Origin of the sequence: Neorhizobium sp. NCHU2750 (genome assembly GCF_003597675.1) — a bacterium.
Classification (GTDB): domain Bacteria; phylum Pseudomonadota; class Alphaproteobacteria; order Rhizobiales; family Rhizobiaceae; genus Neorhizobium.
In genome coordinates this window covers 703,199-715,818 of record NZ_CP030828.1, presented here as the reverse complement: position 1 = coordinate 715,818, position 12,620 = coordinate 703,199, and the positions used below count along the sequence as shown (strand labels likewise).

Below are 12,620 nucleotides of genomic sequence, written 5' to 3'. Positions count from 1 at the left end.
GTCATGGACGCCATTCATCAAGTCGTATCATTGTCGGATCTCGATCGCTTCTGCCGTCAGATCCTGGCCGCCTGCGGCGCCAATGACGAAACATGCGAGGCGACGACAAGAGCGATGATGCATGCGACCCGCTGCGGCGTCGACAGCCATGGCGTCCGCCTGCTCGACCACTATGTCAAAGCCCTGGAAGGCGGCCGGCTCAACAAGACCCCGGTGATGAAGAAGGCCTCGGGCTTCGGTGCGGTCGAGACCCTTGACGGCGATCACGCACAGGGAGCGGTACCCGCCTACGCAGCGATGAAAAAAGCGATCGAACTTGCCCGCCAGTTCGGCATCGGTGCGGTCGGCATCCGCAACAGTTCGCATTTCGGCGCCGCCGGTGCCTATTCGGTCGAAGCAGCACGACAGGGATTGATCGGCCTGTCCTTCTGCAATTCGGATAGCTTCGTCCGGCTGCATGACGGTGCCGCGAGATTCCATGGCACCAATCCCATTTCCATGGCGGTGCCGATTGCCGGCGAAGACCCGTGGTTCCTCGACATGGCGACCAGCGCCGTGCCCTTCAACCGGGTTCTGCTTTACCGCAGCACGGGCACGACGCTTCCCGAAGGCGTCGCCTCCGACGCCGCAGGCTTGGACACCACGGATGCAAATCTCACGGAGATGCTGGCGCCAGTTGGGGCCGCCTTCGGCTTCAAGGGTGCAGCACTTGCCGGCATAGCGGAAATCTTCAGCGCCGTTCTGACCGGCATGCGGCTCAGCTTCGACATCCCGCCGATGAACGGTGAGGATATGAAAACCCCTCGGCAGCTCGGCGCCTTCGTCATGGCCATTCTGCCGGAAGCCTTCGGTGATCGGGCGACGTTCGAAGCCGGCATGAAACGCTATGTCGAAACGCTGCGAACATCTCCTGCCCGGGAAGGCGCAACCGTCATGGCGCCCGGCGACCGTGAATGGAAAGTCGCGAGCCATCGGAATGCTCACGGTGTCGAGCTCGACCCGGTCACTCGCCAAGCCTTCCATGAGCTTTCCGGGCGATACGGCGTGCCGATGCCCGCCTGATGAACCCTTGCTAAAGAACCACTTGACGAATGATAATTGGTAAGACAATTTGACCAGACGGCGCGGGAGGAGAGACGCGCCTGGAGGTTTTCATGTTTGTCGCGCTAGAACCGCGCCGGCTTTATCGTCAGGCGGCGGAACAGCTTCGCACTTTGATCCAGTCGGGAGAAATTCCGGTCGGAGAAAGGCTGCCTGCCGAGCGTGAGCTCGCGGAGCGTCTCGGCGTGTCACGGCCCACGGTACGGGAAGCACTTATCGTGCTAGAAGTCGAAGGGCTGGTACAAATCCGAATGGGGTCGGGCGTCTACGTCAACCAGAAGGCAGATGTGACCAGTGAACCGCTTCCCGCCGATGACAGCGAGGGCCCGTTCGAGATCCTTCAGGCTCGCTGTCTGATCGAAAGCGCTATTGCTGAAGAGGCTGCAAGGCGCGTGGATGCCGACAGCATCAGACATCTAAATCAGATTCTTGAGGAGATGGAAGGCGTATTGGACGATAACACTCGGGCCCTGACGCTTGACCGACTTTTCCATACGACGATTGCCGAGATGATCGGCAATTCTGCGCTGAACCGGTTCACCGGCCTGATCTACGACGAGCGCTCGTCGCCCTTCTTCAAGAAGCTCGCCAGTTATTTCGAGGGACCGCATACATGGCGCGCGGCTCTGGAGGAGCACAAAGTCATTCGTGATGCGCTGGCCACGGGAGACCCGACAGCGGCGCGAGAGGCAATGCGCATGCATCTTACGCAATCGCAGAAGAGATTCTCGGAAAGCTTCGGAGAGGAGCCAACGAGAGAGGAGTGACCTCAGCCGCGAGGAGGCGGCCGGTCAAGGGAGCAATCTGAACGCTATTCGGGAGGACAGAATGAGTTCGAGATTCAAAGCACTGCTTGGGGCAGCAGCAATCGTCGTGGCGTCGGCATTGACGGCGCATGCCACGGAAACGCTGAAATGGGCGCATGTCTACGAGACATCCGAGCCCTTCCACACGGAATCGGTGTGGGCCGCCCAGGAAATCGAAAAACGCACCAACGGCCGCTATAAGATCGACGTCTACCCGGCGTCGCAACTCGGCAAGGAAGCCGATATCAACCAGGGCCTCAAGCTCGGTACCGTCGACATCATCATCTCCGGATCGAGCTTTGCCGCCCGCGACTACAAGCCGATCGGCGTCACTTATTTCCCTTATATCTTCCGCAACCCGGAACACCTGATCGCCTATACCAAGAGTGATGTCTTCAAGCGGCTCGCAAAGGGCTATGAAGACAAGACCGGCAACGTCATCGCAGCCGTCAGCTATTACGGTACCCGCCACACGACCTCGAATACGGCGATCACGAAGTGCGCTGATTTGAAGGGCGTGAAGATGCGCGTTCCTGACGTGCCTGCCTATCTCGCCATGCCACGCGCCTGCGGTGCCAACACGACGCCGATCGCCTTTGCCGAGGTCTATCTGGCCCTCCAGAACGGCACCGTCGATGCACAGGAAAACCCGCTGACCACGATCGAAGCCAAGAAGTTCTACGAGGTTCAGAAGAACATCGTGCTGACCGGCCATATCGTCGATCACCTCAACACGGTCATCTCCAAGAGCCGCTGGGCAAGCCTCTCCGAAGAAGACCGAAAGATCTTCATCGATGTCATGCAGGAAGCCGCCGCCAAGACGACGAAGATCATCGAGGAACGTGAAAACAAGCTCGTCGACGACTTCAAAAAGAAGGGCCTCAATGTCGTCGAGGTCGACAAGGCCGACTTCGAGAAGAACGTCCTCGATAAGGTGACCTTCGAGGAGTTCGGCTACAACAAGGCCGACTGGGAAGCCATCCGCGCCATCAAGTGATCCCGTTCGGCGCGGCTGAAACAATGCCGCGCCGGCTTCTCACGAATGGGACAAGCTCATGACGACAATTCAAGAAGTTCATACTCAGGTCACGCCTGAAGAACTGGCGCATACGTTCGACGATGCGCCGGCAGTGGTCGATCTGAAGGTCTATGCTTTCGAGGACTGGATCACGCTGGCGCTCTTCTGGCTGATGACCGGCTGCGTCTTCCTTCAGTTCTTCACGCGATACGTGCTCAACGACAGCTATGCCTGGACAGAGGAAATCGCGGTCAACTGCCTGATCGGCGTGGTCTTTCTAGGCGCCGTGATGTGCGTGCGCATGTCGCGGCACATTCAGGTCGATGTGCTCTACCACTACCTTCCGGCCAGGGTGACACGCGTGCTGGCAACACTTGTCGACCTCATCCGCATCGGCTTCTTTGCTTACGGCTCATGGCTGATGTGGCGCTACATGGAAATCGTTGCCGATGAGGAAATGGTGACGATCGCCCTGCCACGCGGCATCGTTTTCTACTCGGTACTAGCCGCCTTCGTGCTGATGCTGTTCCGCTCCATCCAGGTTTTCGTCGCCAATATGCGCCGGGGTTACTCGGTACTTGAGCGACCCGAAGCCTTCCAGAGCGGAGACTGAGCCATGCTGCTACTCGTTGGATCATTTCTCCTGCTGATGCTGATCGGCGTGCCGGTTGCCGTCTCCATGGCGACGTCTTCGCTCGCCTATCTTCTCGTCTATGGCATCGCGCCCGACATCATCGCGGCGCAGCGCCTTATCGCCGGCGTCGAGAGCTTTCCGCTGCTCGCGGTGCCCTTCTTCATCCTTGCCGGCAACCTCATGAATATTGCCGGCGTGACCGGACGCATCTACTCCTTCGCCGTTGCCCTTGTCGGCTGGATGAAGGGTGGCCTTGCCCAGGTCAACATCATCGGTTCGGTGGTGTTTTCAGGCATGTCCGGCACCGCCCTCGCGGATGCCGCCGGTATCGGCACGATCGAGATCAAGGCGATGAAGGATCACGGCTATCCGATCGAGGCCGCGGTTGGCGTTACTGCCGCCTCGGCAACGCTTGGACCGATCTTCCCGCCATCGCTCCCGTTCGTCATCTACGGCATGATGGCCAATGTCTCGATCGGCGCGCTGTTCATGGCCGGCATCCTGCCGGGCGTGGTGATGACCGTTCTGATGATGATCACGGTCGCCGTGTTCGCCTTCGTCAAGCGCTGGGGGTCGGATACGCCTTTCAGCCTCAAGAACCTGTCCGGCGCATCCTTCGAGATCCTCGTCGTCATGATGGTGCCGCTCGGCATCTACCTGCTGACATTGTTCGGGCTCTCGCTCAACTTAGCGGTTGGCATAGTCCTGGTGATCCTGATCGCCTGCGACTGGTATTTCGACTTTTCCGCCGTCATGGCCTTGATGACGCCGGTCATCCTCATCGGCGGCATGACGATGGGCTGGTTCACCCCGACGGAGGCAGCCGTGGCAGCCGTGCTCTGGTCGCTCTTCCTCGGTCTCGTGCGATACCGGACAATGACTTTCAGAACGCTCGCCAAGGCCACGATGGACACTATCGAGACTACGGCCTCGGTACTCTTCATCGTCGCATCCGCCGCGGTTTTCGCCTGGCTCCTGACGGCCAGCCAGACCGCTCAGCTTCTGTCGACGGCAATCCTGTCGATCACCGACAGCAAATGGGTCTTCCTCATCCTTGTGAACTTGCTGATGCTGTTCGTCGGCTGTTTCCTCGACACGATCGCTGCGATCACCATTCTGGTGCCGATCCTTTTGCCGCTGGTGCTACAGTTTCATATCGACCCGGTGCATTTCGGGCTGATCATGACGCTGAACCTGATGATCGGGCTTCTGCATCCACCGCTCGGCATGGTGCTGTTTGTCCTGTCGCGCGTTGCCAAGCTCTCGGTCGAGCGCACGACGATGGCAATCCTGCCATGGCTGGTGCCGCTGTTCATCGCATTGCTGATCATCACCTTCGTTCCCGTCGTCACCCTTTGGCTGCCGACCGAAATGGGCTTGATCCGCTGAGAAACCCGCCTGCGCCACAAGCTGGCGCAGGCCCAATATCACAATTGAAGGCATGAACCATGTCGACGAAGATCTTTCGTCTTTTCTGCAACCGTGACCTGACGGCTAAGGGAGAGACGCCCCCCAAGCCAGCAGGACAAGAGGTCGGGCTGAAAGTGGCGCATTACCGCACAGGCGGCACAGCAGAATTGCGCGGTATCGAAGGATCCTCGAACAATAGTCAATTCGGGATGAGACGATGACCAGCCAGCTTTCTGCCGATACCCAGTTCCCGCCCACCGTACTTCGCCCTGGCTATGACCGTAATGACCTTCAGCCCGGCATCCTGCATTTCGGGCTCGGCGCATTTCACCGAGCACATCAGGGCATCTACACCCAGCGCGCACTGCAGAGCGAATTCGGGCCATGGGGCATCGTTGCGGTGAACCTGCGCTCGCCCGAGCCTGTCGAAGCGTTGGCTGCGCAAGGCGGGCTCTATTCCGTCACAGTACGCGATAGCCATGGGGAGACCAGCGAGGTGGTCGGTGTTACCATAGACTGGTTATGTGCCGCCCGTGACCGCAAGCGGGTATTGGCCTACCTCGCCAACACCTCCATTCACATCGTGACGCTCACTGTCTCCGAAAAGGCCTATGGGCTGCATCCGGCTACCGGCGGCATCGACGAGACCCACCCGGCAATCGCCAACGATATCGCCAATCCAGACGCTCCCGTTGGCGCCATAGGTTATCTGGTGGCCGGTCTTGCCGCGCGTCGCAACAGAGGTATGCGCCCGTTCACCGTGCTCTGCTGCGACAACCTCCCGTCCAACGGCAAAGTGGTGCGCAAACTGGTTCTCGAAATGGCCGAGCGGCATGATCCGCGCCTGGCGCTCTGGATCGAGACGGAAGGTGCCTTTCCATCCTCCATGGTCGACCGCATCGTTCCTGCGGCTACCGACGACACACGCCTCCGTGCCCGAAGCCTGCTTGGCGTGAACGATGCGCTGGCGCTCGACACCGAACCCTTCATGCAATGGGTAATCGAGGACGAATTCATTTCCGCCCGTCCGTCATGGGAAGCTGGCGGCGCCCTGTTCGTCAAGAACGTTGAACCCTACGAGAAGATGAAGCTCAGGCTGCTCAACGGCTCCCATACCATGATCGCCCATCTGGGCCTGCTCAAGGGGCTGGACTGTGTGCGCGACGTCATGGCTGACCCGGAATTCGTCGCCATGACGAGAGACCATATGCGGGTGGCATCGGCAACGCTCGACCCGGTGCCCGACATAGATCTCGACCACTACATGAACCAGTTGATCGAGCGGTTCAGCAACCGTGCGATCGCCCATCGCAATATCCAGATTGCCATGGATTCCAGCCAGAAACTGCCGCAGAGGATCTTCTCTCCCGCAGTCGAGGCTCTGGCCGCCGGCGATGACGGTGCAAGCTTCGCCCGCGTCGTCGGCCTCTGGATTGCCGCACTGATACGCTTCAAGGACTGCAACGATCCGCGCCGCGACGAACTGCTGTCTGCTGCGCAGGGGGCGGATCCGCAAGACTACACAGCGAGCTTCGTGGCTATCGAAGGCCTCTTTCCCCGGCCGCTCGCAACGTCGCGACCATGGCGCGACCTCGTCAACCGGGAGGTCGCAGCATGGCTGTAACATTCACGTTCAGGACACCCCCAGATAATAGCAGGAGTTCATCATGAAGGCGCTCGTCTGTACCGAGCCCGGCCGGCTTGCACTCGAGGATCGGGCCGAACCCGCCCGAGGAGAAAATGAGGTGAAGGTACGCATCCGCCATGTCGGCATATGCGGCACCGACCTTCACATCTTTGCGGGAAAACATCCATTTCTCGAATACCCTCGCGTCATGGGGCACGAGCTTTCCGGAACCGTCGCCGAAGCACCCGCCGGCAGCAGACTGAAGGCGGGGGACCCGGTCTACATTGTCCCCTATATTACCTGTGGCCACTGCCAGGCGTGCCGGAAGGGCATTACCAATGCCTGCCAGAAGATCGCGGTTCTCGGGGTCCATAGTGATGGCGGCATGGCGGAATATCTCTGCATACCGGAAAAGAATGTCATTCCGACCGGCAATATTCCGCTTGAAGACGCGGCGATGATAGAGTTCCTTGCCATCGGTGCCCATGGCGTCAAGCGCGGAGCTATCACTGCCGAAGACCGCATCCTCATCACCGGTGCCGGTCCGATCGGTATGTCGGCCATCATCTTCGCCAAGGCGCGCGGTGCCCATGTCACGGTGATGGACACGCGCAAAGACCGCCTGGCTTTTGCCGTCGACCAACTTGGGGCCGACGAGACGATCTTTGCCGACGCAGACGCTGAAAAGACCGCCGAACGAATGACCGGCGGGGAGTGGTATGATGTCGTCATCGATGCCACCGGCAATGCCGTGCCCATGCAACGTGGTTTCAACTTTCTGGCCCATGGTGCGCGTTACGTGCTGTTGTCGGTCGTCCTGCAGGACATCACCTTTTCCGACCCGGACTTCCACAAGCGCGAAGTGACGCTGATCGCCAGCCGCAATGCGCAGCCGGATGATTTCGCCGAAGTCGTACGCCAGATAGAGGCCGGCCGTGTGCCGACCCGTGCACTCAACACCCACCGCGCGCCGCTTGCCGATGCCGTGGAGCTTTTCTCCGCCTGGTCGAAGCCGGAAGCCGGCGTGATCAAGGCCATTCTGGAGGTTTGATAGATGTCGGCCAAAACCCTGAGACTGAACACCCAAGACAACATCGTGGTTACGATCGCGGATCTGCCTACGGGATCGCCCGTCGAGGGCCAGATCCTGACCTCAAGCCGCGTCCCACGCGGCCACAAGGTCGCAAGCCGCCCGATTGCCAAGGGAGAGCCCATCCGCAAGTTCGGCCAGGTCATCGGCTTTGCCTCGACCGACATTCAACCGGGCGAGTGGGTGCATGAAAAGAACGTCACGATGGGCGACGACTTCGCGCGCGACTACGCCTTCGCCTCCGAAGCCGGTCCGCCGGATGCCTTGCACCAGGGCGAAGTGCCCGCCTTCTTCGAAGGCTATCGCCGCGCCGATGGCCGCGCGGGCACCCGCAACTATATCGGCATCCTGTCATCGGTGAACTGTTCCGCCACGGTCGTGGATTATGTCGCTGACGAGATCAACCGCTCCGGCATTCTCGACGACTATCCGAATATCGACGGTGTCGTACCGCTGCCGCATGGCCAGGGCTGCGGCATGGCCGGCAAGGGCGAGGCATTCGATGTGCTGTCGCGCACCCAGTGGGGCTATGCAAGCCATCCGAACTTCGGCGCTGTCGTGCTGATCGGTCTTGGCTGCGAGGTCTTCCAGATCCCGCGGATGAAGGATACCTACAAAATAGCCGAGGGCGAACATTTCCAGTCACTGACGATCCAGGAGATCGGTGGAACACGCAAGGCAGTCGAAGCCGGCGTTGCCCGCATCAAGGAAATGCTGCCCTTCGTCGCTCGCTCGAAGCGCGAGGCCCTGCCGGCCTCCGAACTGACCCTCGCGCTGCAATGCGGCGGTTCGGACGGATATTCCGGTCTCACCGCCAACCCGGCGCTCGGCGTTGCCGCAGACATGCTGGTGCGCCAGGGCGGAACCAGCATCCTGTCCGAAACGCCGGAAATCTATGGCGCCGAGCATCTCCTCACCCGTAGGGCAGAAAGCGTCGAGGTCGGCCAGAAGATCGTCGACCTGATCCATTGGTGGGAGGAATACACGACCCGCAACGGTGGCGAGATGAACAACAACCCCTCGCCCGGAAACAAGGCCGGTGGGTTGACCACCATCCTGGAAAAATCGCTTGGCGCGGTCGCCAAGGGCGGCAACTCGACGCTGCGCGGTGTCTATCGCTATGCCGAACGGATCGACCGCAAGGGTTTCGTCTATATGGACACGCCCGGATACGATCCGGTCGCGGCCACCGGTCAGGTTGCCGGCGGTGCCAATATCCTCTGCTTCACCACCGGCCGCGGATCGGCCTATGGCTGCAAGCCGGTGCCCTCGATCAAGCTTGCCACCAACAGCCAACTCTATGCCCAGATGCCGGAAGACATGGACATCAACTGCGGCGACATCATCGATGGCGTGACGCTGGAGGAGAAGGGCAAACAGATCTTCGAAACGATCCTCGCCGTCGCATCCGGCAAGCCGTCGAAGTCCGAAGCGCTCGGCTACGGCCGCAACGAATTCGTGCCCTGGCAGATCGGCGCGGTGATGTAAGCCGCGAACGTATAGTCATCCTCGGGCTTGTCCCGAGGATCTAATCATGTAGCAGATTTTGAAACGGGGCAGGTGCTCGGGACAAGCCCGAGCATGACGACCGAGTGTGGATCAAGCCGCCTTCGGCCTTCCGAACTGATATGCTTCAATCGACTGAGGCTTCATCTCGATCGAGAATCCCGGTCGTGACGGCGGCATATAGGCGGCGTCCCTGATGATGCAGGGATCGACAAAATGTTCGTGCAGATGGTCGACATATTCGATCACCCGGCCTTCCTTCGTACCTGACACAGCGATGTAGTCGATCATCGACAGGTGCTGGACATATTCGCAAAGGCCGACGCCTCCGGCATGCGGCCAGACCGCCTTGCCGAATTTTGCCGCCATCAGCAGCACTGCAAGGACCTCGTTCAGCCCGCCCATGCGGCAAGCATCTATCTGCACGATATCGATCGCACCTTCGGCGATGAACTGCTTGAACATGATACGGTTCTGGCACATTTCGCCGGTCGCGACCTTCACCGGGGCGATCGCCTCGCGGATCTTCTTATGTCCTGCCACATCGTCGGGGCTGGTCGGCTCCTCGATGAAATAAGGCTTTGCGAAGGAGAGTGCCTTCACCCAGTCTATGGCCTGATCAACGTCCCAGACCTGGTTCGCATCGATCATCATGTAGCGATCGGGACCGATCACTTCCCGGCAAATGGTGAGCCGGCGGATATCATCTTCCAAATCACGGCCGACCTTCATCTTCACATGACTGAACCCTGCATCGACGGCTTCCTGCGCCAGGCGCCGCAGCTTATCGTCGGGGTAACCGAGCCATCCGGCGGACGTCGTGTAGCAGGCGTAACCGTCCTTCTCGAGAATGGCGATCCGTTCTGCCTTGCCGGCTTCCGCCTTGCGCAGGATATCGATCGCCTCATCTCGGGTCAGCGCATCGGTGAGATAGCGGTAATCGACGATATCGGCGATCTCTTCCGGCGACATGGTCGCAACGAATTTCCACACCGGCATGCCCGCCTCCTTGGCGAGCGCATCCCAGAGCGCATTGACCACGGCACCGGTCGCCAGATGCATGGCGCCCTTATCCGGCCCGATCCAGCGCAACTGGCTGTCGCCGGTCAGGTGCCGCCAGAATTTACCGGGGCCAGCGCGCATCTCCGACAGATCCTTGCCGACGACCAGATGACGCATCGCCTCGATTGCCATGCAGCAAATGTCGTTGCCTCGGCCGATGGTAAAGGTCAGGCCATGGCCGGAAATGCCGTCACGATCGGTTTCGAGAATGACATAGGCTGCCGAATAATCCGGATCGGGGTTCATCGCATCCGATCCGTCGAGGCTTGCCGAAGTCGGAAAGCGCAGATCAAAGACACGAAGATTGGTGATGCGGGTCATGGGCGGCCTCCTCTGCCAGTAGTTTTCATGAAATCGGCGCGCCAGCCTCCAAACCGGCGCGCCGACCAATTCTCTTAGATGTCAGCCTTGAACGTCTGCTTCTGGGTGCCGAGGCCCTCAATGCCGAGTTCGACAACATCACCGGCCTTGAGGAAGCGCGGCGGCTTCATGCCAAGACCGACGCCCGGAGGCGTGCCGGTGGAGATGACGTCGCCCGGATGCAGCGACATGAACTGGCTGAGATACGAGACGAGGAACTTGACGCCGTAGACCATGGTCTTCGACGAGCCGTTCTGCATCATCTCGCCATTGACCTTAAGCCACATGCCGAGGTTCTGCGGATCGGCAATCTCGTCCTTGGTGACGAGCCAGGGGCCGAGCGGACCGAACGTGTCGCAGGATTTGCCCTTGGTCCACTGGCCCGAACGCTCGGCCTGGAAGGCACGTTCGGAAACGTCGTTGGTGAGGCAATAGCCGGCGACGTAATCCAGCGCATCGTCCTCCGAGACATATTTCGCCGTCTTGCCGATGACGACGCCGAGTTCGACTTCCCAGTCGGTCTTTTCAGAACCGCGCGGGATGACGACGTCGTCGTTCGGACCGACGATAGCCGAGGATGCCTTCATGAAGATGATCGGCTCCGGCGGAACCGTCGCGCCGGTTTCGGCGGCGTGGTCGGAATAGTTCAGGCCGATGCAGATGAACTTGCCGGTGCCGGCAACGCAGGGGCCAAGGCGTGGCGAACCTTCAACCAGCGGCAGGCTTTTCATATCGATGGCACCCAGCTTGGCGAGCGCATCGGGGGCGAGAGCCGCACCGGAAAGATCGGAAACATGTGCGGAGAGATCGCGGATCTGGCCGTCGGCATCCACGATTGCGGGCTTTTCAGCACCGGGCGCGCCATAACGCAGGAATTTCATCAGTATAGTCCTCTCAATTCAAACTTTGCTTGCCAAAATGGTTCAGATCGACCAGCCGCCGTCAATGCCGACTGCCTGACCCGTCGTATAGGTAGCGCCTGCGAGATAGACGGCGAGTTCCGCGATTTCCTCCGGGGCACCGAGGCGCCCCATCGGCTGACGTGCGATAAAGGCGGCGCGGGCTTCGTCATAATTGCCCTGGGCACGCATGCGGCCTTCGAGCGACGGGCTTTCGACCGTGCCCGGGCAAATCGCGTTGCAACGAATGCCGCGCGTCACATAATCCGCCGCGATCGATTTGGTCAGCCCGATCACTGCAGCCTTGCTCGTGCCGTAGGCGCAGCGGTTCGGCACGCCCTTGGAACTCGAGGCAATCGACGCCATGTTGATGATCGTACCGTCACCGCGCTCCAGCATACCCGGCAGGACCGCCTTGATGGTGCGCACCATGGCACGCACATTGAGATCGAAGGCGAAGTCCAGGTCCTTGTCCGCCATTTCAAGCACAGAGCCCGAATGGACGACACCGGCGCAATTGAACAGTACGTCGACGGCGCCGATCCTCTCGAAAAATGCTGTCACCGACGAGCTGTCGAGCACGTCAAGCTTGGCGGTCTCGATATTCACGGTCCCGTTCAAGGTTGCGAGCGCTTCTTCGTTGATATCGGTTGCCCAGACCTTGGCACCGGCGGCGGCATAGGCCAAGGCGCTGGCTCGCCCAATTCCCTGACCGGCAGCGGTCACCACGACCACCTTGCCTCCTAGCTTACCTGTCATGTCTTCTCCCTTTCAGTCGAGATGGAACACCTCATCCATCGATGCCCACCATTCCCCATCCTTTCGCGTTGCGAAAGGCCTTTGGCAAGGAATACAGTACGACCACCATTCCTGGTTCTTTTCGCTCGCCGCCATTTTCGCCATATCGGCAGCAAAATCAGTGCCGTGATATTCCCAATAACCGAATAGAAGGTTTTCGGGTTCGCGGAGATAGATCGAGTAGTTGCGGATATTGCAGCGCGATATAAGGTCGAGAATTTCCGGCCAGACAGCCGAATGCAACCGTTTGTAGGCTTCCACCTGACCGGGCTCGACACCGATCACCATTCCCATTCTTTGCATGTCCGA

12 protein-coding genes are annotated in these 12,620 nt (G+C 59.9%); 8 read left to right on the top strand and 4 right to left on the bottom strand.

Going from position 1 to position 12,620, the window contains the following annotated elements; translation table 11 throughout:
- Nucleotides 1–3: 3 nt before the first annotated feature.
- The 8 genes from NCHU2750_RS23965 to NCHU2750_RS23930 all read left to right on the top strand — a co-directional run bounded on the left by NCHU2750_RS23965 (nucleotide 4) and on the right by NCHU2750_RS23930 (nucleotide 9,174).
- Nucleotides 4–1,062, top strand: a complete 1,059-nt coding sequence (locus NCHU2750_RS23965; RefSeq protein WP_119944253.1) for an Ldh family oxidoreductase — start codon at nucleotides 4–6, stop codon at nucleotides 1,060–1,062.
- A 92-nt stretch (nucleotides 1,063–1,154) separates the two neighbouring features.
- Entirely contained in the window at nucleotides 1,155–1,868 is a 714-nt protein-coding gene (locus tag NCHU2750_RS23960; protein WP_119944252.1) for a FadR/GntR family transcriptional regulator, read from the top strand.
- 61 nt (nucleotides 1,869–1,929) lie between these two features.
- Entirely contained in the window at nucleotides 1,930–2,904 is a 975-nt protein-coding gene (locus NCHU2750_RS23955) for a sialic acid TRAP transporter substrate-binding protein SiaP (RefSeq protein WP_119944251.1), read from the top strand.
- Between the two features lie 58 nt (nucleotides 2,905–2,962).
- The gene (locus tag NCHU2750_RS23950) at nucleotides 2,963–3,538 is read left to right on the top strand and encodes a TRAP transporter small permease (protein ID WP_119944250.1); all 576 of its coding nucleotides are present in this window, start codon (nucleotides 2,963–2,965) and stop codon (nucleotides 3,536–3,538) included.
- Between the two features lie 3 nt (nucleotides 3,539–3,541).
- Complete coding sequence (locus tag NCHU2750_RS23945) at nucleotides 3,542–4,948, top strand: TRAP transporter large permease (protein WP_119944249.1); 1,407 nt, start codon at nucleotides 3,542–3,544, stop codon at nucleotides 4,946–4,948.
- 238 nt (nucleotides 4,949–5,186) lie between these two features.
- Nucleotides 5,187–6,593, top strand: a complete 1,407-nt coding sequence (locus NCHU2750_RS23940) for a mannitol dehydrogenase family protein (RefSeq protein ID WP_119944248.1) — start codon at nucleotides 5,187–5,189, stop codon at nucleotides 6,591–6,593.
- A 43-nt stretch (nucleotides 6,594–6,636) separates the two neighbouring features.
- On the top strand, nucleotides 6,637–7,647 hold the full coding sequence (locus tag NCHU2750_RS23935; RefSeq protein ID WP_119944247.1) for a zinc-binding alcohol dehydrogenase family protein: 1,011 nt from the start codon (nucleotides 6,637–6,639) through the stop codon (nucleotides 7,645–7,647).
- A gap of 3 nt (nucleotides 7,648–7,650) precedes the next feature.
- The gene (locus tag NCHU2750_RS23930) at nucleotides 7,651–9,174 is read left to right on the top strand and encodes a UxaA family hydrolase (RefSeq protein ID WP_119944246.1); all 1,524 of its coding nucleotides are present in this window, start codon (nucleotides 7,651–7,653) and stop codon (nucleotides 9,172–9,174) included.
- Between the two features lie 111 nt (nucleotides 9,175–9,285).
- Here the strand turns inward: NCHU2750_RS23930 and NCHU2750_RS23925 are convergent, their stop codons facing one another.
- The 4 genes from NCHU2750_RS23925 to NCHU2750_RS23910 all read right to left on the bottom strand — a co-directional run bounded on the left by NCHU2750_RS23925 (nucleotide 9,286) and on the right by NCHU2750_RS23910 (nucleotide 12,614).
- Nucleotides 9,286–10,575, bottom strand: coding sequence for an L-fuconate dehydratase (locus NCHU2750_RS23925; protein WP_119944245.1), 1,290 nt, complete (start codon nucleotides 10,573–10,575; stop codon nucleotides 9,286–9,288).
- 74 nt (nucleotides 10,576–10,649) lie between these two features.
- Entirely contained in the window at nucleotides 10,650–11,495 is an 846-nt protein-coding gene (locus NCHU2750_RS23920) for a fumarylacetoacetate hydrolase family protein (RefSeq protein WP_119944244.1), read from the bottom strand.
- Nucleotides 11,496–11,537: 42 nt separating this feature from the next.
- On the bottom strand, nucleotides 11,538–12,272 hold the full coding sequence (locus NCHU2750_RS23915) for an SDR family oxidoreductase (protein WP_119944243.1): 735 nt from the start codon (nucleotides 12,270–12,272) through the stop codon (nucleotides 11,538–11,540).
- A gap of 12 nt (nucleotides 12,273–12,284) precedes the next feature.
- Nucleotides 12,285–12,614, bottom strand: coding sequence for an L-rhamnose mutarotase (locus NCHU2750_RS23910; RefSeq protein ID WP_119944242.1), 330 nt, complete (start codon nucleotides 12,612–12,614; stop codon nucleotides 12,285–12,287).
- Between the last annotated feature and the right edge of the window lie 6 nt (nucleotides 12,615–12,620).

What these genes read in the sequence shown, in the direction of transcription:
- NCHU2750_RS23965 (WP_119944253.1), top strand. Translation starts at nt 4, where the DNA reads ATGGACGCCATTCATCAAGTCGTATCATTGTCGGATCTCGATCGCTTC.
- NCHU2750_RS23960 (WP_119944252.1), top strand. Translation starts at nt 1,155, where the DNA reads ATGTTTGTCGCGCTAGAACCGCGCCGGCTTTATCGTCAGGCGGCGGAA.
- NCHU2750_RS23955 (WP_119944251.1), top strand. Translation starts at nt 1,930, where the DNA reads ATGAGTTCGAGATTCAAAGCACTGCTTGGGGCAGCAGCAATCGTCGTG.
- NCHU2750_RS23950 (WP_119944250.1), top strand. Translation starts at nt 2,963, where the DNA reads ATGACGACAATTCAAGAAGTTCATACTCAGGTCACGCCTGAAGAACTG.
- NCHU2750_RS23945 (WP_119944249.1), top strand. Translation starts at nt 3,542, where the DNA reads ATGCTGCTACTCGTTGGATCATTTCTCCTGCTGATGCTGATCGGCGTG.
- NCHU2750_RS23940 (WP_119944248.1), top strand. Translation starts at nt 5,187, where the DNA reads ATGACCAGCCAGCTTTCTGCCGATACCCAGTTCCCGCCCACCGTACTT.
- NCHU2750_RS23935 (WP_119944247.1), top strand. Translation starts at nt 6,637, where the DNA reads ATGAAGGCGCTCGTCTGTACCGAGCCCGGCCGGCTTGCACTCGAGGAT.
- NCHU2750_RS23930 (WP_119944246.1), top strand. Translation starts at nt 7,651, where the DNA reads ATGTCGGCCAAAACCCTGAGACTGAACACCCAAGACAACATCGTGGTT.
- NCHU2750_RS23925 (WP_119944245.1), bottom strand. Translation starts at nt 10,575, where the DNA reads ATGACCCGCATCACCAATCTTCGTGTCTTTGATCTGCGCTTTCCGACT.
- NCHU2750_RS23920 (WP_119944244.1), bottom strand. Translation starts at nt 11,495, where the DNA reads ATGAAATTCCTGCGTTATGGCGCGCCCGGTGCTGAAAAGCCCGCAATC.
- NCHU2750_RS23915 (WP_119944243.1), bottom strand. Translation starts at nt 12,272, where the DNA reads ATGACAGGTAAGCTAGGAGGCAAGGTGGTCGTGGTGACCGCTGCCGGT.
- NCHU2750_RS23910 (WP_119944242.1), bottom strand. Translation starts at nt 12,614, where the DNA reads ATGCAAAGAATGGGAATGGTGATCGGTGTCGAGCCCGGTCAGGTGGAA.